Source organism: Duganella sp. BJB476, from assembly GCF_003416895.1.
GTDB lineage: Bacteria > Pseudomonadota > Gammaproteobacteria > Burkholderiales > Burkholderiaceae_D > Rugamonas.
Map to the genome: position 1 here is coordinate 2,005,208 of NZ_QVIO01000001.1, position 19,099 is coordinate 2,024,306.

17 protein-coding genes are annotated in these 19,099 nt (G+C 62.0%); 5 read left to right on the forward strand and 12 right to left on the reverse strand.

Features of this window, described 5'->3' with window-relative positions:
• Positions 1-67 precede the first annotated feature (67 nt).
• Complete coding sequence (gene rimO / locus D0T21_RS08770; RefSeq protein ID WP_116990945.1) at positions 68-1,459, reverse strand: 30S ribosomal protein S12 methylthiotransferase RimO; 1,392 nt, start codon at positions 1,457-1,459, stop codon at positions 68-70.
• Positions 1,460-1,599: 140 nt separating this feature from the next.
• Between rimO and D0T21_RS08775 the strand changes: the two genes are divergently transcribed.
• Entirely contained in the window at positions 1,600-2,610 is a 1,011-nt protein-coding gene (locus D0T21_RS08775) for a LacI family DNA-binding transcriptional regulator (RefSeq protein ID WP_116990946.1), read from the forward strand.
• A gap of 30 nt (positions 2,611-2,640) precedes the next feature.
• Here the strand turns inward: D0T21_RS08775 and D0T21_RS08780 are convergent, their stop codons facing one another.
• The 8 genes from D0T21_RS08780 to phaC form a co-directional block, all read right to left on the reverse strand.
• Positions 2,641-5,061: a TonB-dependent receptor gene (locus tag D0T21_RS08780; RefSeq protein WP_158567985.1), complete on the reverse strand. Its 2,421-nt coding sequence runs from the start codon at positions 5,059-5,061 to the stop codon at positions 2,641-2,643.
• Positions 5,062-5,216: 155 nt separating this feature from the next.
• Positions 5,217-6,302 (reverse strand): ABC transporter ATP-binding protein, encoded by a 1,086-nt coding sequence (locus D0T21_RS08785; RefSeq protein ID WP_116990948.1) that lies wholly within the window; start codon positions 6,300-6,302, stop codon positions 5,217-5,219.
• A 2-nt stretch (positions 6,303-6,304) separates the two neighbouring features.
• The gene (locus tag D0T21_RS08790) at positions 6,305-7,243 is read right to left on the reverse strand and encodes a carbohydrate ABC transporter permease (protein ID WP_116990949.1); all 939 of its coding nucleotides are present in this window, start codon (positions 7,241-7,243) and stop codon (positions 6,305-6,307) included.
• A 32-nt stretch (positions 7,244-7,275) separates the two neighbouring features.
• Complete coding sequence (locus tag D0T21_RS08795) at positions 7,276-8,160, reverse strand: carbohydrate ABC transporter permease (RefSeq protein ID WP_116990950.1); 885 nt, start codon at positions 8,158-8,160, stop codon at positions 7,276-7,278.
• 3 nt (positions 8,161-8,163) lie between these two features.
• Positions 8,164-9,423 (reverse strand): ABC transporter substrate-binding protein, encoded by a 1,260-nt coding sequence (locus D0T21_RS08800; protein ID WP_116990951.1) that lies wholly within the window; start codon positions 9,421-9,423, stop codon positions 8,164-8,166.
• A gap of 57 nt (positions 9,424-9,480) precedes the next feature.
• Entirely contained in the window at positions 9,481-10,857 is a 1,377-nt protein-coding gene (locus D0T21_RS08805) for a GH1 family beta-glucosidase (protein WP_116990952.1), read from the reverse strand.
• Positions 10,858-11,029: 172 nt separating this feature from the next.
• A complete protein-coding gene (gene phaR, locus D0T21_RS08810; protein ID WP_020706485.1) occupies positions 11,030-11,593 on the reverse strand; it encodes a polyhydroxyalkanoate synthesis repressor PhaR in 564 nt (187 codons plus the stop codon).
• Positions 11,594-11,794: 201 nt separating this feature from the next.
• Positions 11,795-13,531, reverse strand: a complete 1,737-nt coding sequence (phaC, locus tag D0T21_RS08815; RefSeq protein WP_116990953.1) for a class I poly(R)-hydroxyalkanoic acid synthase — start codon at positions 13,529-13,531, stop codon at positions 11,795-11,797.
• A 46-nt stretch (positions 13,532-13,577) separates the two neighbouring features.
• On the opposite strand from phaC, the gene D0T21_RS08820 reads away from it, so the two are divergent.
• On the forward strand, positions 13,578-13,802 hold the full coding sequence (locus D0T21_RS08820) for a hypothetical protein (protein WP_116990954.1): 225 nt from the start codon (positions 13,578-13,580) through the stop codon (positions 13,800-13,802).
• A gap of 17 nt (positions 13,803-13,819) precedes the next feature.
• Here D0T21_RS08820 and pgeF read toward each other — a convergent pair whose 3' ends face one another.
• On the reverse strand, positions 13,820-14,608 hold the full coding sequence (gene pgeF / locus D0T21_RS08825; protein ID WP_116990955.1) for a peptidoglycan editing factor PgeF: 789 nt from the start codon (positions 14,606-14,608) through the stop codon (positions 13,820-13,822).
• Positions 14,608-15,654 (reverse strand): RluA family pseudouridine synthase, encoded by a 1,047-nt coding sequence (locus D0T21_RS08830; protein ID WP_116990956.1) that lies wholly within the window; start codon positions 15,652-15,654, stop codon positions 14,608-14,610. The genes pgeF and D0T21_RS08830 overlap by 1 nt, the downstream gene beginning before the upstream one ends.
• 65 nt (positions 15,655-15,719) lie before the next feature.
• Here D0T21_RS08830 and D0T21_RS08835 point away from each other — a divergent pair, with 65 nt between their 5' ends.
• Positions 15,720-16,520 (forward strand): outer membrane protein assembly factor BamD, encoded by an 801-nt coding sequence (locus D0T21_RS08835; RefSeq protein ID WP_116990957.1) that lies wholly within the window; start codon positions 15,720-15,722, stop codon positions 16,518-16,520.
• Positions 16,521-16,577: 57 nt separating this feature from the next.
• Here D0T21_RS08835 and yaaA read toward each other — a convergent pair whose 3' ends face one another.
• Positions 16,578-17,348, reverse strand: a complete 771-nt coding sequence (yaaA, locus tag D0T21_RS08840) for a peroxide stress protein YaaA (RefSeq protein WP_116990958.1) — start codon at positions 17,346-17,348, stop codon at positions 16,578-16,580.
• Between the two features lie 35 nt (positions 17,349-17,383).
• Here yaaA and D0T21_RS08845 point away from each other — a divergent pair, with 35 nt between their 5' ends.
• Together D0T21_RS08845 and D0T21_RS08850 are read left to right on the forward strand one after the other, a co-directional pair.
• Positions 17,384-17,833: a putative toxin-antitoxin system toxin component, PIN family gene (locus D0T21_RS08845; RefSeq protein WP_116990959.1), complete on the forward strand. Its 450-nt coding sequence runs from the start codon at positions 17,384-17,386 to the stop codon at positions 17,831-17,833.
• Positions 17,834-17,902: 69 nt separating this feature from the next.
• Positions 17,903-19,093 (forward strand): pyridoxal phosphate-dependent aminotransferase, encoded by a 1,191-nt coding sequence (locus D0T21_RS08850; protein WP_116990960.1) that lies wholly within the window; start codon positions 17,903-17,905, stop codon positions 19,091-19,093.
• Positions 19,094-19,099 lie beyond the last annotated feature (6 nt).

Genomic DNA, 19,099 nt, shown 5'->3' on the forward strand with positions numbered 1-19,099 from the left:
ATGAGAATAGACGGACGAAAAAAAGGCGGTCCATTGCTGGTCCGCCTTCATTATAGGTTCGATTCGCTTATTGCGCCTCGCCCCACAGGTCGTGGGCGTCGGAGGTGGTGATCTTGACGTCGAAGAACTGGCCGACGGCCAATTTCTTGTGCGGCTCATACGGCGGCTTGACGTACACCACGCCGTCGATTTCCGGCGCGTCGGCGCTGGAGCGGCCTACGCCGCCGCTGCGGTTGACTTCATCGATCAGCACGCGCACGGTGGTGCCAACCTTGGCCTTCAGGCGCGCTTTCGAGATCTCTTCCTGCAGCAGCATCACGCGGCCGCGGCGCTCTTCGCGCACTTCTTCCGGTACCGGATTGGCCAGTTCATTCGCGGTGGCGCCTTCGACCGGCGAGTAGGCGAAGCAACCCAGGCGGTCGATCTGCGCTTCCTTCAGGAAGTCCAGCAGGTATTCGAATTCGGCCTCGGTCTCGCCTGGGAAGCCGGCGATGAAAGTCGAACGGATGGTCAGGTTCGGATTCATCGCGCGCCAGGCCAGGATGCGGTCCAGGTTCTTCTCGCCGCTGGCCGGACGCTTCATGCGCTTCAGCACATCGGGATGCGCGTGCTGCATCGGGATGTCCAGGTACGGCAGGATATGCTCGCCCATCATCGGGATGACCTGGTCGACGTGCGGGTATGGGTACACGTAGTGCATGCGCACCCAGGCGCCGTACGACTTGGCCAGCTCGCCCAGCGCTTCCATCAGCTGCGTCATGTGGGTCTTGATCGGGCGGCCGTTCCAGAAACCGGTGCGGAACTTGACGTCGACGCCATAGGCCGACGTATCCTGCGAGATCACCAGCAGTTCCTTGACGCCGGACTTGAACAGGTTCTCAGCTTCCAGCATCAGCTCACCGATCGGGCGCGAGACCAGGTCGCCGCGCATCGAAGGGATGATGCAGAACGAGCAGCGGTGGTTGCAGCCTTCGGAAATCTTCAGGTAGGCGTAGTGCTTCGGCGTCAGCTTGATACCCTGCGCCGGGATCAGGTCGAGGAAAGGCTCGTGCGGCTTGGGCAGGTGCAGGTGGACCGAATCCATCACTTCGGCCAACGCGTGCGGGCCGGTCACGGCCAGCACCTTCGGATGCACCTTCATGATGATGTCGTCGCCGGCGGCGTCTTTTTTCGCGCCCAGGCAACCAGTCACGATCACGCGGCCGTTTTCGGCCAGCGCTTCGCCGATGGCGTCCAGCGATTCCTGCACCGCGGCGTCGATGAAGCCGCAGGTGTTGACGATGACCAGGTCGGCGCCGTCGTAGGACTTGGCAGTCTCGTAGCCTTCGGCACGCAGCTGGGTCAGGATCTGTTCGGAGTCGACCAGCGCTTTAGGGCAGCCGAGCGAGACGAAGCCGACTTTAGGCGCAGGTGCGCCGGTTGCGGGCTTGGGGAGACGATTGAGTGGTTGCGATTGCATGATAGGTTGCTTTATACGCCATGAAAATTACGAGCAATCGAACATTATACCCCATTCGCCATAGGGAGATCATGATAGGATAGAGGCTAACCCAGTGGCCCGCATCGGCGCGGCTTCCATCACCCAGTTCAGGAGAATTCGTGGCAACGCTGAAAGACGTCGCAGTGCTCGCAGGTGTAGGCATGTCGACAGCATCGCGCGCCATTTCCGGCGCCGGTCCGGTATCGGCCGAGGCGATGAAGAAAGTCCAGGCCGCGATCGAACAACTCAATTTCCGTCCCTCGTCCATCGGCCGCTCGCTGTCGGCGCAGTCGCTGGGCATGATCGGGATATTCACGCCCTCCTTCTTCGGCGCCTACTATGGCACCATCCTCAAACAGACCGACGTCGAGCTGCGCGCCATGCGCAGGCATGTGGTCGTGGCCACCGGCTGCGGCGACGGCTCGCCGCGCGACGAGGCGGTGGAGGCGGTCAAGTTCCTGATCGGCCGCGATTGCGACGGCATCGTGGTGCTGGGCCATGACCTGTACGACGAGGACCTGATCTCGCTGCAGAAAATGCACCCCAAGATGGCCTTCCTCAACCGCCGCAGCCCGCAGCTGCCGGATGCCTCGTTCTGCCCCGATCATTATCACGGCGGCGAACTGGCGGCGCAGACCTTGCTGCAAGCGGGCCACCGCGAGCTGGCGGTGATTTCCGGCCCGGCCACCACGTCGGATAACAAGGAGCGCCTGGATGGCTTCTTCGCCGAACTGCAACGCAATGACATCGAGCGTTCGGCGGTGCGGCTGATCGAATCGGACTTCTCGCGCGAGGGCGGCTTCAGCGCCACGCAGCAGTTGATCAACGAGGGCCGCAAGTTCACGGGCCTGTTCTGCGCCAACGATGAAATGGCGGTCGGCGCCCTGTCCTGCTTCCACCGTGCCGGCATCAGCGTGCCGAACGAGGTGTCCGTGATCGGCTATGACGATGACTACTCGGCCGAGTATTCGTCGCCGGGCCTGACGTCGGTGCATATCCCGATGCAGCAGTTGACGCAGAACGCCGTGCGCTGGCTGCTCAACCTGTGCTACGGCACCCAGCACGAAATCGTCCGCGAGTTCCCCGTCACGGTGACGATGCGCGGCTCTGTCGCTCCGCGCAAACCGTAAAAAAGGCCGGCATCCCTGCCGGCCTTTCTCTTAGAACTTCATCGACACACGGCCGCCGAAAGTGCGCGGATTGTTGTAGTACGCCGCCCAGATCTGCTGCGTCGGCTGGCATGGTGCGCCAACCTGCGTGCAGACTTCGATGGCGTCATACTTCACCGCCTTGTCGGTCGCGTTGTTGACGAACAGCTCCGCCGTGTAAGCCTTGTTCAACGGCTCGTAGCGCACGCTCAGGTCCAGCGTGGTGTAGGCCTTCTGCTGCTTCACGCCCGGATGGCCCGGCACATCGGTATTGAACGCACCCGAACCGACAAACGATTCCGACTCGTAGTGCGCCGAAGCGCGCGGCGTGATGCGGCCCTTGCCGGTGTCGAAGTCATGCTCGTACATGAGAGTCGTGGCGAACGTCGGCGCGTGCTTCAACACGGCGCCACCGACATTGACGGTAGGCGCGGTGGTGCCGCAGGACTGGTTGTTGGCGCGCGCCGCATCCACGTCACAGGACAGGAAGTCGTCATAGCGCGCCTTCAGCCAGGTGGCGTTGCCGCTGAAACGGTCGGCGCTGGTCGGACGATAGCTCCATTCCGCTTCGACGCCCTTCACCGAGGCGCCGGCCGCGTTGAAGTTCTGCAGCGTGTTGTTCACCACCTGCGATTCCAGCTTGTCCTTGTACTTCATCCAGAACGCGTCCAGGTTCAGCGACAGCTTACGGTCGAACAGGTCCGACTTGAAGCCGACTTCGTAGCTGGTCAGCTTCTCCGGCTTGGTGGTGGCGCCGCCGTCGCCGATGGCCGGCGAGTGGAAGCCGGTGGTCACCGAAGCGAAGGTCAGGATGTCCTTGGCGGGCTTGTACTCGACGCGGCCCAGCCAGGTGGACTGGCCGTATTTCAGGTCGGCTGTGTTGTCGCCGTAGGTATTGCCGCAGGTCTGCTGGTTCACCACGCCGCCAGGGCCGATGTTGTGGGTGTTGATGGTGCCCACGCCCGGCGTCACCAACTGTGCGATCTGGTTCGGCGTCAGGGCGACGGTGCCGCGCGGCGCGTTGTCCGGCCAGTTCGGACAGGCCCAGTTCTGGCCGCCGATGTCGAACTTATGGTCCTTGGTGTAGCGCGCGCCGCCGGTGACCTTCCACAGCGGATCGATGTCGTAGCTGGCTTGCGCGAACACGGCTTTCGAATGCAGTTCGCGGTCGCCCTGGATGAAGGACATCGCCGATGCATACTGGCCGACGGTCGGCTGCACGAAGATCACGCTGCCGCTGGCGATATCCTGGTCCAGCATCGCCTGCGAAATCTGGCTGCGATCGATGTCGAAGCGGATCTTGTTCTTCTCGCGGAAGAAGAACAGGCCGCCCACCCATTGCAGCGGAGATTCCGAATCCGAGCGCAGTTGTACCTCGTTGGAGACGCTGTCGAACTGGCTCCACTCGGTGCGGTTCTCGGCCTTGAAGCCTGGGTAGAAACCGGCGTCGGCATCGCTGCCGTTGGTGCGTTTCAAGCGGCTCCACGCGCCCAGGTACTGCGTCGCCAGGCCGTCCATCGGACGCCATTCAACCTTGGCCTTGGCGGTGATGATGGACTGGTCCAGCGTGCCCGGAGTGTCGATCAGCGCGGAGCGCAGGTTCTGGCCCGGCTTCGGTTCGGCCGACAGGTAGATGTTGCCGGCGCCGGTGTCGCTGTAGTAATCGCCGATGAAGGTCGCCTTCAGGTCCGGAGTGAACTTCCACAGCAGCGAGGCGCGCGCGCCCTGCTGGTCGCCAGCGCCGTATTTCTTGGTGCCCGGCTGGACGTTCGAACCTTTGAGGAAGTCGACGTAGCCGTCGTGCTGGTCCTTGATGGCGGCGATGCGCAGCGCGATGTCCTCGCTGAGCGGGATGTTCATCATGGCCTGGGTCTGGATATGATGGTAGTCGCCCAGCGTGATGCTGGCGGAGCCGAACGTCTTGGCGGTGCTGGGTGCGCCGGACACCAGGTTGACCGCGCCGGCGGTGGAGTTACGGCCGTTCAGCGTACCTTGCGGACCGCGCGCGACTTCGACGTGGTTCAGGTCATACATCAGCGCCGTCGCGCCCTGCGGACGCGGCACGTAGATGCCGTCGACGTAGAACGCCACGGCGGGGTCGCCCAACTCGGTGTGATTGGCCGAGCCGACGCCGCGCATGTAGACGTGCACGCCTCCCGAGTCACTGTGCGGCTCCACTACCAGGCTAGGCACCATGGCGGTCATCGTCGCCAGGTCCTTGACCTGGTTGTTGGCCAGCGTGTCCTGGGTGTAGGCGGTGATCGCCAGTGGCGTGTCCTGCACCAGCGTGTCGCGGCGGGTGGCGGTGACGATGATCTTTTCCACCTCTCCACCCGCTTGCGCCACCGGCGCGGCCTGCTGCGCCAGGGCGCCGCCGGCAAATGCGAACTGCGCGATCTGCGCAATACTCAGGGCTAAAATCGTTTTCTTCATTTTGTCTATCCTCGCTTCTTCCATCAGTTTAGTTTGCGTGCCCCGTTCTGTGTGACGGCTTATGCACGTGTGGAACCGGTGCCACCGCAAGGCGCACCGATGCGGCGGGCCATGCCGTGGCGGCCCGGTCTTACAACACAGCTACTGCTACGGTGTTAGAGCCGCTGTTCGCTGGCCCCGTCAAAAAGAGAAATGCGCTTGGTGCGGATCGAGAAGCTGATGTCCTTCTCGGTTTCGAGATGCTGCTGGTCCTGCACGATGCCCGCGACCTGGGTACCGTGGAAGTCCAGCCACAACACGCGGTGCGCGCCCATCGCCTCGATCAGCGAGACCGATGCGCACACCACGTTTTCAGCGCCGTCGCAATTGCCGACGTCGATGTCTTCAGGCCGCACGCCCAGCACACATTCGTGCTTGCCGGCCGGCTGCTGCTTGAATGGATAATCCGTCACGTCGACGGACATATGATCGTTGCGGAACACGGTGCGGCCGCCCTCCTGCTCCAACTTGCCCTTGAACAGATTCATGCCGGGCGAACCAAGGAAGGTCGCTACGAACAGATTGGCCGGCTCGCTGTAGATATTGGCCGGCGTATCGAACTGCTGAACCACGCCGCCCTTCATCACCGCCATGCGCTGCGCCAGCGTCATCGCCTCGACCTGGTCGTGGGTCACGTAGATCATGGTGGCGCCCAACTGCTTGTGCAGCTGCTTCAGTTCGCGCCGCAGTTCAGTGCGCAGCTTGGCGTCCAGGTTCGACAACGGTTCATCGAACAGCATCACGTCCGCCTCGCGCACGATGGCGCGGCCGATCGCCACGCGCTGACGCTGGCCGCCGGACAGGTTGGCCGGCTTGCGCTTCAACAGCGGCCCCAGTTGCAGCATGTCCGAAGCGCGCGCGACGCGGCGGGCGATTTCCGCTTTCGGCGTGCCGTTGATGCGCAGGCCGAAGGACATATTGGCCTCCACGTTCATGGTCGGGTACAGCGCGTACGACTGGAACACCAGCGCGATGCCGCGATCCTTCGGGTCGGCCCAGGTCATGTCCTTGCCGCCGATTTCGATCTGGCCGGAGGTGGTGTCGATCAAGCCCGCGATGGAATGCAGAAGCGTCGATTTGCCGCAGCCCGATGGGCCCAGCAGCACCACGAACTCCCCTGCTTTCACATCCAGGTTCAACGACTCGATGACCTTGTTGCCGCCCAGCTGAATCTGCAAATTACGAATAGCTACGTTAGACATGTTTAACCCTTCACTGCGCCAGAGGCGATGCCGCGCACGAACCAGCGGCCGGAAATGAAATAGAGAGCCAGCGGCACGACCGACGTCAGGATGGTCGCAGCCATGTTGACGTTGTACAGGCGCTCGCCGGTGGTGGTGTTGATGATGTTGTTCAGCTGGACCGTCATCGGCAGATGCTCGGAACCCGCGAACACCAGGCCAAGCAGGAAGTCATTCCAGATGCCGGTGACCTGCATGATGACGGCGACCACGATCACCGGCGTCGACATCGGCAGCATCAGCTGCAGGAAGATGCGCCAGAAACCGCCGCCGTCGATACGTGCGGCCTTGAACAACTCCATCGGCAGCGCCGCGTAGTAGTTACGGAACAGGAGCGTCATCACCGGCATGCCAAAGATCGTGTGGATCAGCACAATGCCGGGCAAAGAACTGAACAGGTTCACCGCAGCCAGCACGCGCACCAGCGGGTACACCATCACCTGCACAGGAATGAAGGCGCCCATCATCAGGACCGCGAACAGCAGGCCCGCGCCGCGCGGCCGCCAGAACGACAGCGCATAGCCGTTCACCGCGCCGATGGCGATCGACAGGATGGTACTCGGCACCACAATGGCGACCGAGTTCCAGAAGCCGCCGCGTATGCCGTTGCATTCCAGTCCCGTGCAGGCGGACTGCCACGCTTGCAGCCAGGGCTCCAGGGTCGCATGCATCGGCAGCGCGAACAGCGTGCCGAGGCGGATCTCCTCCATCGGCTTGACCGACGTCACCAGCATCACATACAGCGGCAGCAGGAAGAACAGCGCCGCCACGATCAGGAAGCCGTAGACGCCGATGCGGGCCGGCGTCCACGCCAGCTTGCGGCGCGGCTTGATGGCCGGCGGTGCACCAGCGATGCTGTCATTGGCGGCGGCGCCCGGCGCCAGCTCTGCTGCTTTTTCCATTCCTGCCTTATCGAGTTTGACGACCTGCCCCATCATGCCCCCTTCGCGGCGCGACGGTTGCGCACATAGTACAGCGGCGCGACAATGGCCAGCACCGTGGACAGCAGCACGATCGATGCCGCCGAAGCGAGGCCGATGTTGGCGCGGCCGAACAGGTAATCCATGATGAACTTGGCCGGCACTTCGCTGGCCGTTCCAGGCCCGCCCTGCGTCATCGCGACCACCGAGTCGAACACCTTCACCACCATCACGAACAGCAGCACGAAGGCGGTGGACACGGACGCCCCCAGCATCGGCAGCACGATACTGACGTAGACGCGCCAGCGCGGGATGCCGTCGATGCGGGCGGCCTTCCACAATTCCTCGTCGACGCCGCGCAGGCCGGACAACATCAGCGCCATCACCAGGCCGGAAGCCTGCCACACGGTGGCGATGACGATGGTGTAGATCGCCATGTCCTGGTCGACGATCCAGTCGAACTTGGCGTCGGCGAAGCCCAGCTTGTGCAGCACTTCCTGGATGCCCAGTTCGGGATTCAAGATCCACTGCCAGATCAGGCCCGTGGCCACGAACGACATCGCATACGGATACAGGAAGATGGTGCGCAGAGCGCCTTCCGCCATCACCTTCTGGTCGATGAACACGGCCAGCAGGAAGCCAATGACCAGGCAGGCGGCGATGAACAGCACGCCATAAACGGCGACGTTTTGCAGCGACAGCAGCCAGCGCTCGTTGTTAAACAAGCGGATGTACTGCGAGGCGCCGACAAAGTCGCTGGCCGGGAAGGTGCGCGAACTGCTGACCGACACGCGGGCCGTCCACAGCATCGTGCCCAGGTAGGCCAGCAGCACCGTCAATGCCATCGGTATCATGGCGACGTAGGCGGCGATGGAAACGCTTTGACGCTTCTTGGCCATGGCTTATTGGTCCTTCAGCGCGCGGGCAAAGGCTTTTTGCGCGTCGTCCGCCGACTGGTTCTTGTTCCAGTAGCTGGTCAGCACGTCCTGCAAGGCGCCGGTGGTGTCCGGGGTCGCCAGCATTTCGGCGTTCGGCAGCTGGCGGCTCTTGTCCTTGATGATGGCCAGGCCCTGCTTGGCGCAGATGTCCAGCGTCGATTCGTCGACATCGCCGCGAATCGGGATCGCGCCCTTGCGCGAGTTGAAGGCCACCTGCGCAGCCGGCGAAGTAACCACCGTCGCCAGCAGCTTCTGCGCCTTGACGGCGTTGGCGTCCGTGGTTTTCGGGAACACGAAGGCGTCGCCGGCGACGATGTACGGCGCTTTCGGACCGAAGCCGGGGAAGCAGCCGAAGTCCTTGCCCGCCACCTGCTTGGCCGACGAGAACTCGCCCTTGGCCCAGTCACCCATGATCTGCACGCCGGCCTTGCCGCTGACGACCATCGCCGTCGCATCGTTCCAGTTGCGGCCCGGCGAGCCTGCATCCACAAAGGCTTTCAGTTTCTTGAAGTCGACCAGCACTTGCTTGAAGGCCGGCGACATCACGGCCTTTTGATCGCGGTCGCGGTACACCTTCAGGTACAGGTCGGAGCCGCCGACCATCGCGAAGATGGCGTCGAAGGTGATCTTCTCCTGCCATACCTGGCCGCCGAAGGCCAACGGCACCAGGCCTGCCGCCTTCAGCTTGGCCAGCTGCGCCAGGAACTCGTCCCAGGTTTGCGGCTCGTTGGTGATGCCGGCTTTTTTATACGCGGCCTTGGAATAGAAGAACCAGGCCGGCATATGGATGTCCACCGGCGCGGCGTAGAAGTGGCCGTTGATCTTGATCGCGGCCAGTATTGACGGCGGCATGACCTGGTCCCACTTGCCGGTGGCAGCGACGTCGTCGACGTTGTTCAGCAAGCCCTGTTCGACAAAATCGCGGAACTGCTTGGAAGTGTTGAACTGCGCGGCCGTCGGCGCATTGCCGCCGACGATGCGATTGATGGTGGTGGCGCGCGACTGATCGGCGCCGGCGATGGCGTTGTCGATCCACAGGCCGCCGGCCTTGTTGTACGCGTCCGCGAACTGCTTGACCGCCTGGGATTCGCCGCCCGACGTCCACCAATGGATCACCGTTGCCTTAAGCGGTGCCGGCGCCTGCGCTTGCGCAGTCGTGGACAACCCCGCGCATGCGGCCAGGGCGAGCGCCATGGCGCTTCCCAGTTTTGTAGCCTTAATCATTCTGTCTCCTGTGGGCGTCGAGCGCCCATTTTATTCGGATGGCTGCCGGAAGTTCAATTATTTGGCGTCCCGTTTAGCGAGGAAATCCGCCACCAGCCTGGCGCTGCGCTTCAACGTGCGCTTCTGGGTCGCATAATCCACATGGATGATACCGAAACGGCGCTCGTATCCGAAGGCCCATTCAAAATTGTCCATCAACGACCAGATAAAGTAGCCGCGTACATCGACGCCCGCCTTCACCGCCTGGTTCACCGCTTCCAGATGGCGGTTCAGGAACGAGATGCGCTGGCGGTCATCGACTTCGCCGGCGATCACCTCATCGTCGGTGGCCATGCCGTTCTCGGTGATGTAGATCGGCGGCAGGTTCGGGTAATCGCGGCGGAAGCCGACCAGCAGGTGGCGCAGGCCGTCCGGGTAGACTTCCCATCCCATCTGGGTACGCTCCACGCCTTCCAGGTCCACCTCGTGATAACCGTGCTTGCCGTCGCTGACGACATTGGTGCGGAAGTAGTAATTGATGCCGAGGAAATCGAGCTTGCTGCCGATGATGTCCATGTCGCCGGCCAGCACCAGCGGCTCGGCGCCCGGCCACAGCTCCCACAGCGCCGACGGATAGGACTTCTTCAACAGCGGATCGAGGACCCAGTTATTGTGCTGAAGCTCGAACAGCCAAGCCGCGCGCTGGTCGGCGTCGCTGCTGCCGGTGGAGGTGCCGCGGCCGACGTTGGCGACGATGCCCACTTGCGCCGCCGGATCGTTGGCGCGCAGGTGCGCCACCGCCAGGCCGTGGCCCAGCAGCAGATGGTGCATGGCCTGCGTGGCGTAGACCACGTCCTGCTTGCCCGGCGCGTGGTGGCCGGTGCCGTAGCCGTGCATGGCCGAGCACCAGGGCTCGTTCAGCGTGGCCCAGGCGTCCACCAGGCCGGTCAGCTCCTTGCTGATCATGTCGGCGTATTCGGCGAAGCGGTAGGCCGTGTCGCGGTTGACCCAGCCGCCCTTGTCTTCCAGGTGCTGCGGCAGGTCCCAGTGGTACAGCGTGACGTAAGTCTTCAGGCCCTTGGCGCGCAGCGCCGTCAGCAGCTTGCGGTAGAAGGCGATGCCCTTTTGATTCGGCTGGCCGTCCGCCGTCATCACGCGCGGCCAGGAGATCGACAGGCGATAGGCGCCGACGTTCAGGCTGGCCAGCAGTTCGATGTCTTCCGGCCAGCGGTGGTAATGGTCGCAGGCGACGTCGCCGGTGTCGCCGGCCAGCGTCTTGCCCGGCGTGGCCGAGAAGGTGTCCCAGATCGAGGGAATGCGGCCGTCTTCGGCGATGGCGCCTTCAATTTGATAGGCCGCGGTGGCGGCGCCCAGCAGGAAATCCTTATTCCACAGGACCGAATCGGCCGGCGGCGAGAACGTCTCTTCCAGTGCTACTGATGCATCAACAACCACAGCGACTCCTTCGTCTATTCGTGAAGTGGAAGCGCTTCCACTGATGTTGTCGATAGTACTACTGAAGAAATTCTGGTGTCAACGAAATTCTGGAGTTTTTGTAACTTGGCTACAAAAACGGCACAGCGACCGAAGCGGCTGTGCCGTTTTTAATGCAGCGGACCGTGAAGGATTACTTCTTGTCGGTCGGCGGCACGCCCGGAACGAAGGGGAAGGTGCCGAAGATGTTCTTGCTCTGGCTTTGCATCTGCTCTTGCATCTGCACGAACAGGCTCTTGCTCTGGTCGATGTAGTTGTTCATCATGCCCTGCATCATCGGGCCCTGGACGTTCATGAACTGCGTCCACATTTCCGGGCTGAATGGCTTGCCTTCCAGGCCGCCGGCCGTGGTGCCGGTGAACTTGCGCTGGATGTCGGTAAAGGCTTGCACGTTCTTTTCCAGGTACGAGCCCATCATGCCCTGCATGGCGTGGCCGTAGAAGCGGATGATCTGTGCCAGCACGTCGCTGGAGAACATCGGCGCGCCGCTGGCCTCTTCTTCCAGGATGATCTGGAGCAGGATGCTGCGGCTCAGGTCTTCATTGCTCTTGGCGTCGACCACGGTGAATTCTTCGTTGTCCAGCACCAGCTGCTTGACGTCCGTCAGCGTGATGTAGGAACTGGTCTGCGTGTCGTACAGACGGCGATTCGGGTATTTCTTAATCAGACGTTCAGCATTTTTTTTCGCACTACTCATCACAAGTCCACTTATTGCGCCGCAGCGCGTACTCTAACAATTCGAAAAAAAAGCGAACTTCGGTCCGCTTTCCCACTAGCCTACTTTTTCTATTATAGAGGGGAAAAAGCATGTCTTGCACAATCTGATATAACTTTTGGGTTTTATTGCAACGCAACCAAATTTACAGATAGACAATAGTATGCTTTTTCCCTGCTGAAATTAATCTGCACGTACCTTCACATAGCGGCCGGGGGCCGGTTCGATGGCATGGTAACGGGCATTGCCGGGTTTGGCCTTGGGCTTGACGTCCTTGCCGCCGTGCTCGGCCAGGAAGGCGGCCCACTCCGGCCACCAGCTGCCCGGGTTTTCCGTCGCCCCAGCCATCCATGCTTCGCCATCCTGCGGCTTGGCAACGGCGCGGCCCAGCGGCTTGTCGTTGGTCCAGTAGCTGCGCTTGTTCTTCGCCGGCGAATTGATCACGCCCGCGATGTGGCCGGATGCGCCCAGCACGAAGCGGTTGGCCTTGACCTTGCCCGGATTGAGGATGTTCATCGAGCTGAAGGCCGACATCCACGGCACGATGTGGTCTTCCCGCGAGCCGTAGATGAAGGCCGGCGCGTCGATGCTGCTCAGGTCGACCTTCTGGCCCGCCACCTTCAGCTTGCCGGTCTTGAGCTTGTTCTCGAGGTAGGTGTTGCGCAGGTACCAGCAGAACATCGGGCCCGGCAGATTGGTGCTGTCCGAGTTCCAGTACAGCAGGTCGAACGGCGGCGGTTCGTTGCCCTTCAGGTAGTTGGACTGCACGTAGTTCCACACCAGGTCGTTCGGACGCAGGCTGGAGAAGGTGCTGGCCAAGTCGCGGCCGGGCATCAGGCCACCGCCCTTCAGTTGCTGCTCGCGCATAGCTACCTGGGCTTCGTCGACAAACACGTCCAGCACGCCGGTATCGCTGAAGTCGAGGAAGGTGGTCAGCAGGGTCAGGCTGGAGGCCGGCTTTTCGCCGCGCGCCGCCAGCACCGACAGCGCGGTCGAGACCAGTGTGCCGCCGACGCAGAAGCCCAGCATGTTCATCTGGTCCTGGCCGCTGATGTCCTGCACCACGTGGATCGCTTCGATCACGCCCTGGTCGACATAATCGTCCCAGGTGGTGCCGGCCAGCGACTGGTCGGGATTGCTCCACGAGATCAGGAACACGCTGTTGCCCTGCTCCACCGCATAGCGCACCAACGAATTTTCCGGTTGCAAATCAAGGATGTAGAACTTGTTGATGCAAGGCGGCACCATCAGCAGCGGGCGCTGGTGCACCGTGGCAGTGACCGGCTTGTACTGGATCAGCTGGAACAGCGGATTCTCATACACCACCGTGCCCTCGGTCGTGGCCAGGTTGCGGCCCACTTCGAACGCCGATTCGTCGGACAGCGAGATATGACCCTTGTTCATGTCGGCCAGCATATTGGCCAGGCCCTTGGTCAGGCTCTCGCCCTTGGTTTCGATCAGCTTTTGCTGCGCCTCGGGATTGGTGGCCAGGAAGTTGGCCGGCGACATGGCGTCGATGATCTGCTGCACGGCAAAGCGGATTTTCTGCTTTTGCTGGCCGGAGGTTTCCACCGTGTCGACCATGGCATTCAGGAATTTGGCGTTGAGCAGGTATGATGCCGCATTGAACGACGACATGGGATTGCCCTGCCAGGCGTTTGAAGTGAAGCGGCGGTCGGCCACATCGGGCGTTTTGCCGGACAAAAACTCCTGCCATAAATCGCCAAAATCTTGCAGATACTGGTTTTTCAGCTGCTCCATGGCCTCCGGCTTCACCGAGGCGCCCACATCCTGCATCATGGCGGCCAGCGGATTGGCGTCCGTGGTGGGCGCCATATTGAACCAGGATTGCCACTGTCCGGGGTCGCTCATCTGCGACATCCAGGCGTTGGCAATGGCTTGAGGATCTGGCAAATTCATGTTTGATTCCCTAAAAATAGTTTAAATATCTTTACTTGGGCTGCTGATGCTGATTGTTGCTATTGCTTGGATCTACGTGGTCGGACTGATGGCTCTGACCGAGCCCACCGTCGTTGCGGGAATTGTAACGTTTTTGTTCTACTGCGTGCTGCCCTTGGGTACTTTGATTTACATCTCGGGCACCGGCAAGCGCAAAGCCCGGCGCCGCGCGGCCGAACTGGCGGCGCACGAGGCCCGCCAGGCCGCCGCCCAAACCGAAACGGAAGACTAAGCCAGCGGCTGTTCGATTCATTTGATCCAGATCAAAGCGGCCTGCCGTCCGGTGACGCCGTCGCGCCGGTAGGAGTAAAACCGGCCGGAATTGGACACGGTGCAGAACTCGCCGCCATGCACCTGCATCACCCCTGCCCGATGCAGCACGTAGCGCGCCAGGCCGTAGATATCGGCCATGTACTTGCCCGGTTTGCCGTCGATAAGCGAAAACGCCGCTTCCACGTGGCGCACGCCGGACGCATCGAGCGCGCCGGTCAGGAAAGCCTGCTTGACCTCCTGCCCGACCTCGAACTGGTAGGCGCCGATCGCCGGCCCCATCCAGGCCATCAACTCGCCGGCGCCGGCCGCGCGCATCGATTTCACAGTGTTTTCCAACACGCCTGCGGCCAGTCCGCGCCAGCCCGCATGCGCGGCCCCCACGGTCTTGCCTTCGACATCGCAGAACAGCACCGGCAGGCAGTCGGCCGTCATGATGACGCAGGGCTTGCCCGGCGCGACGGAAAAACTGGCGTCCGCCTCCGGCACATCTTGCAGCCCGATCCGGGCCACATCGACCACCGTCGTGCCGTGCACCTGCGACAGCCAGGCCGGCGCTCCCGGCAGCAAGGCGCGCAGGATGTCGCGGTTGCGGGCCACATTGTGCGGCTGGTCGCCGACGTGGGTGCCCAGGTTCAGGCCGCCGCCGCCCATGCCATCGTCATACGGCGCCGGGCTGACGCCGCCGCGCCGCGTGGTCGACAACGCCCCCACATTGTCTGGCAAGCCAGGCCAATGCGGGATCAGCCAATGTGACGGGGTGGACATCAAATGCCTTCCGGTACCTCGATGCCGGCGCGGGCCAGCAACTCGGCAAAATCGTCGGCCAACGGCACGGTCCATTCGCATTGCTCGCCGGTGGCCGGATGAACCAGCCCCAGGCGGCGCGCTTGCAGCGCCTGACGCGGGAAGTAATCGGCCAGATGCTGCTTGCCGTAGGTGGTGTCGCCCACCAGCGGGAAGCCGATCGACATCATGTGCACGCGGATCTGGTGGGTGCGGCCAGTTTCCAGGCGGCACTGAACCAAGGTCACCGGACGGCCTTCGCCCAGCTTGCCGCCGCCCAGCACCTGATAGTGGGTGATGGCCGGCTTGGAGCCCATGCCGGTCGACACCGCCATCTTGATGCGGTCTTTCGGGTGGCGGCCCATCGACGAATCGATCGTACCGCTGATGCGCGGCATGCCCCAGACGATGGCGAAATACTCGCGCTTGACGGTGCGCGCGGCCAGCTGGCGCACCAGGTCGGTCTGGGCCGGCAGCGTCTTGCCGACCACCATCAGGCCGCTGGTATCCTTGTCCAGGCGGTGGACGATGCCGGCGCGCGGCACACCCGACAGTTGCGGACAGTGGTGCAGCAGGCCGTTCAACAGCGTGCCGGACCAGTTGCCTGCGCCCGGATGGACCACCAGGCCGGCCGGTTTGTTGATGACCATCAGGTGCTCATCTTCGTAAACGATGTTAAGTTCCATCGCTTCCGGTTTAAAAGCCTCGTCTTCCGGCGCCGGTTGGGGCAGAATGACGATCTTCTCGTCGCCGTAGACGGTGTCCTTGGTGCTTTTGGCCGGTTTGCCATCGACAGTGACGAAGCCGTCGGTGATCCACATTTGCAGGCGGCCGCGCGAGAATTGCGGGACCAGGTGGGAAATCACCTTGTCCAGGCGTTGGCCGCAGACTTCGGGGGTCAGTTCCAGTTGGATCGGAGCCAGGCCATCGTCTTCGCCAAAATCGCCGTCTTGCTCGACCAACAGGTCGGCATCGGATTCATGATCGGAAGAAGATTCGGCCAAATTCGGCTTTGGAGTTAATATCACAGCATTCCCATCGGCTATAATCAGCCTATTGTAAAACTTTGGTTAAACAGCTTCTTGCAAAACATATGCAAAAAAAATTGAAAGTAGTCGCAGCAACGTTGGTTCTGCTTAGTTTGTCCGCTTGCGGTTTGTTCTCGGAGAAAATCGACGAGACTAAAGGTTGGAGCGCTACGAAATTATACTCGGAGGCGAGCGAAGAGCTGGATGGCCAGCACTACGAACGCGCAATTCAGTTGTACGAGAAGCTGGAATCGAGCTATCCGTTCGGCACTTACGCCCAGCAGGCGCAGATGCAGATCGCTTACGCCTACTACAAATCGCAGGACCAGGCCCAGGCGCTGGCAGCCGTGGAGCGCTTCATCAAGCTGCACCCGAACCACGCCAACGTCGACTACATGTACTACCTGCGCGGCCTGATCAACTTCAACGACCAGATCGGCTTCCTGAACTTCATCTACGAGCAGGACGCCACCGAACGCGACCCGAAAGCCACGCGCGAAGCGTACGCGGCCTTCAAACAGCTGGTGGACAAGTTCCCAAACAGCAAGTATACGCCGGATTCGCTGGATCGTATGCGTTATCTGATCAATGCGATGGCTTCGTATGAAGTTCACGTGGCGCGCTACTACTACCGTCGCGGCGCCTACCTGGCAGCGGCCAACCGCGCCATGGGCATCATGAACGACTACCGCGACTCGCCGGCGATCGAAGAAGCGCTGTTCATCATGATCCGCAGCTACGACAAGCTGGGCATGACCGAGCTGCGCGATGACACGATGCGCGTTTTCAAGCTGAACTACCCTTCCAGCAAGTTCCTGGACGAAGGCAAAAAAGCCGAACGTCACTGGTGGAAGCTGTGGAATTAAGTTAAAAGCTGACAAAAACCGGGACCCAGGTCCCGGTTTTTTATTATTTACCCCGTTTTACGCTTCGACCCGGCGGCGGAAAATCCAGGTCTTGTCGTCCGAGTCTTTCTTGTCGAACGCATAACCATCGACGTTGAATTTCTTCAGTTTTTGCGGATCGGTGATGCCTTTGACGGCGGCGAAACGCGCCATCAGGCCGCGCGCCCGCTTGGCGTAGAACGAAATGATCTTGTATTTGCCGTTTTTCCAGTCTTCGAACTGCGGCGTGATCACCGGCACATCCAGCAGCTTGGGCTTGACCGACTTGAAGTATTCCTCGGACGCCAGGTTGACCAGCGTCTCGGCGCCCTGCTCGGCCGCGGTCTTGTTGAGCGCCTGGGTGATGGTCTCGCCCCAGAAGGCGTACAGGTCCTTGCCGCGCGGATTGGCCAGGCGGGTGCCCATTTCCAGCCGGTGCGGATGGATCAGGTCGAGCGGCCGCAGCATGCCGTACAGGCCGGACAGGATGCGGATGCGCGATTGCGCATAGTCCAGCTGGCCCGGCTTGAGGCTGCGCGCATCCAGGCCGCCGTAGACGTCGCCGTTGAAGGCCATCACGGCCTGGCGGCCCTCTGCGGTGTCGGGAGTCCACGATGCGTAGCGGGCAACGTTGAGCGCCGACAGATTGTCGGACAGGTCCATCAGCTCGCCGATCTGCACCGGCGAAAATTCGCGCAGGCGGGCTATCAGCTGGGCCGAGTGGTCGAGAAAATCAGGTTGGGAGTGCAACTTGGTGGTCGGAGGGGTCTCCAGGTCGAGACTTTTTGCAGGCGAAAGCACTATCAGCATAAGATTCCAGATAAACATTTTTACGAACTAAGCACATGATACCTGTTCCAGAGAAACTCACACCGACGCGCATCGTTATCGACACCAACGTCTGCCTCGACCTGTTCGTGTTCAAGGACCCGCGCTGGGCCGCGCTGCTGGCCGCGCTGGAAGACGGCACGGTCGAAGCCATCACCCGCTCCGACTGCCGCGACGAGTACAACATCGTGTTGCACTACAAGCACCTGCCGCTGGATGACGATTCCCGCCCGCTGGCCGCCGCCCGCTTTGACGAGCTGATCAAGGTGGTCGCCCCGCCCGAGTCCGGCATCCGCCTGCCGGTCTGCACCGACAAGGACGACCAGAAGTTCCTCGAAGTGGCGCGCGACGCCAACGCCGCCATCCTCATCACCAAGGACAAGGCGCTGCTGAAACTGGCGCGCCGGCTGGCCAAGGCCGGCATGTTCAAGGTCATGGTGCCAGAGGCGTGGAGCCCGGAAAGTTAAGGTCTTTTTCACCACACCAAACCCGGCGCGCTGAGCTAGAATAGGCTATCTGTCCACTACACAGCCGCCATGAATAGCCGCAACAATCCGCCGAGCAGCACGCCGTCCACGCCCATCCTGACCAGCCGCCTGCCGGCGGTCGGCACCACCGTGTTCACCCGCATGTCGACGCTGGCCGCGCAAGCGAACGCCGTCAACCTGGGCCAGGGCTTCCCTGATTTCCCCTGCGAGCGCAGCCTGCTGCAAGCCGTCAACGACGCCATGCAGGCCGATTTCAACCAGTACCCGATGATGATAGGCGCGCCCGCGCTGCGCCACGCCATCGTCGCCAAGATCGAATCCATCTACGGCCACCAGTACGACGCCAACACCGACATCACCGTCACCGCCGGCGCCACCCAGGCGCTGACCACCGCCATCCTGTGCTGCGTGCATCCGGGCGACGAGGTCATCGTCATCGAACCGAGCTACGACAGCTACGTGCCGGCGATTACGCTGGCCGGCGGCGTGCCGGTGCTGGTGCAGATGCAGGCCGACGCCGACGGCTACACCGTGCCGTGGTCCGCCGTGGCGGCGGCCGTCAACGGCAAGACCCGCCTGATCGTCATCAACACCCCGCACAACCCCACCGGCAGCGTGCTGCGCGCCGCCGACCTGGCAGCGCTGGCCGACATCGTGCGCGGCACGGACGTGCTGGTCCTGTCGGACGAAGTCTACGAACACATGGTCTACGACGGCCAGCGCCACGAATCGGTGTGCCGCCATCCGGAACTGGCGGCGCGCGCCTTCGTCGTCTCCAGCTTCGGCAAGACTTACCACGTCACCGGCTGGAAGATCGGCTACGTGGCCGCGCCGCCCGCGCTGTCGGCCGAGTTCCGCAAGGTGCATCAGTACAACGTCTTCAGCATCAACACGCCCATGCAGCACGGCATCGCCAGCTACATGGACGATCCCACGCCCTACCTGGAACTGCCGGCCTTCTACCAGTGCAAGCGCGACCTGTTCCGCGCAGGCCTGAAGGGTTCGCGCTTCGAGCTGCTGCCGGCCGACGGCACCTATTTCCAGTGCGTGCGCTACGACAAAATTTCATCGCAAACGGAAGCGGAGTTTGCGGAATGGCTGACCACCGAGATCAAGGTGGCGGCGATACCGGTATCGGCGTTTTACCAGCAAGGCAAGGAATCGGGCATCGTCCGCTTCTGCTTTGCAAAAAAAGATGAGACCCTGGCACTCGCGTTGGAGCGACTGGGCAAAGTTTAATTCGGG

What these genes read in the sequence shown, in the direction of transcription:
- rimO (WP_116990945.1), bottom strand. Translation starts at nt 1,459, where the DNA reads ATGCAATCGCAACCACTCAATCGTCTCCCCAAGCCCGCAACCGGCGCA.
- D0T21_RS08780 (WP_158567985.1), bottom strand. Translation starts at nt 5,061, where the DNA reads ATGAAGAAAACGATTTTAGCCCTGAGTATTGCGCAGATCGCGCAGTTC.
- D0T21_RS08785 (WP_116990948.1), bottom strand. Translation starts at nt 6,302, where the DNA reads ATGTCTAACGTAGCTATTCGTAATTTGCAGATTCAGCTGGGCGGCAAC.
- D0T21_RS08790 (WP_116990949.1), bottom strand. Translation starts at nt 7,243, where the DNA reads ATGGAAAAAGCAGCAGAGCTGGCGCCGGGCGCCGCCGCCAATGACAGC.
- D0T21_RS08795 (WP_116990950.1), bottom strand. Translation starts at nt 8,160, where the DNA reads ATGGCCAAGAAGCGTCAAAGCGTTTCCATCGCCGCCTACGTCGCCATG.
- D0T21_RS08800 (WP_116990951.1), bottom strand. Translation starts at nt 9,423, where the DNA reads ATGATTAAGGCTACAAAACTGGGAAGCGCCATGGCGCTCGCCCTGGCC.
- phaR (WP_020706485.1), bottom strand. Translation starts at nt 11,593, where the DNA reads ATGAGTAGTGCGAAAAAAAATGCTGAACGTCTGATTAAGAAATACCCG.
- phaC (WP_116990953.1), bottom strand. Translation starts at nt 13,531, where the DNA reads ATGAATTTGCCAGATCCTCAAGCCATTGCCAACGCCTGGATGTCGCAG.
- D0T21_RS08820 (WP_116990954.1), top strand. Translation starts at nt 13,578, where the DNA reads ATGCTGATTGTTGCTATTGCTTGGATCTACGTGGTCGGACTGATGGCT.
- pgeF (WP_116990955.1), bottom strand. Translation starts at nt 14,608, where the DNA reads ATGTCCACCCCGTCACATTGGCTGATCCCGCATTGGCCTGGCTTGCCA.
- D0T21_RS08835 (WP_116990957.1), top strand. Translation starts at nt 15,720, where the DNA reads ATGCAAAAAAAATTGAAAGTAGTCGCAGCAACGTTGGTTCTGCTTAGT.
- yaaA (WP_116990958.1), bottom strand. Translation starts at nt 17,348, where the DNA reads ATGCTGATAGTGCTTTCGCCTGCAAAAAGTCTCGACCTGGAGACCCCT.
- D0T21_RS08845 (WP_116990959.1), top strand. Translation starts at nt 17,384, where the DNA reads ATGATACCTGTTCCAGAGAAACTCACACCGACGCGCATCGTTATCGAC.
- D0T21_RS08850 (WP_116990960.1), top strand. Translation starts at nt 17,903, where the DNA reads ATGAATAGCCGCAACAATCCGCCGAGCAGCACGCCGTCCACGCCCATC.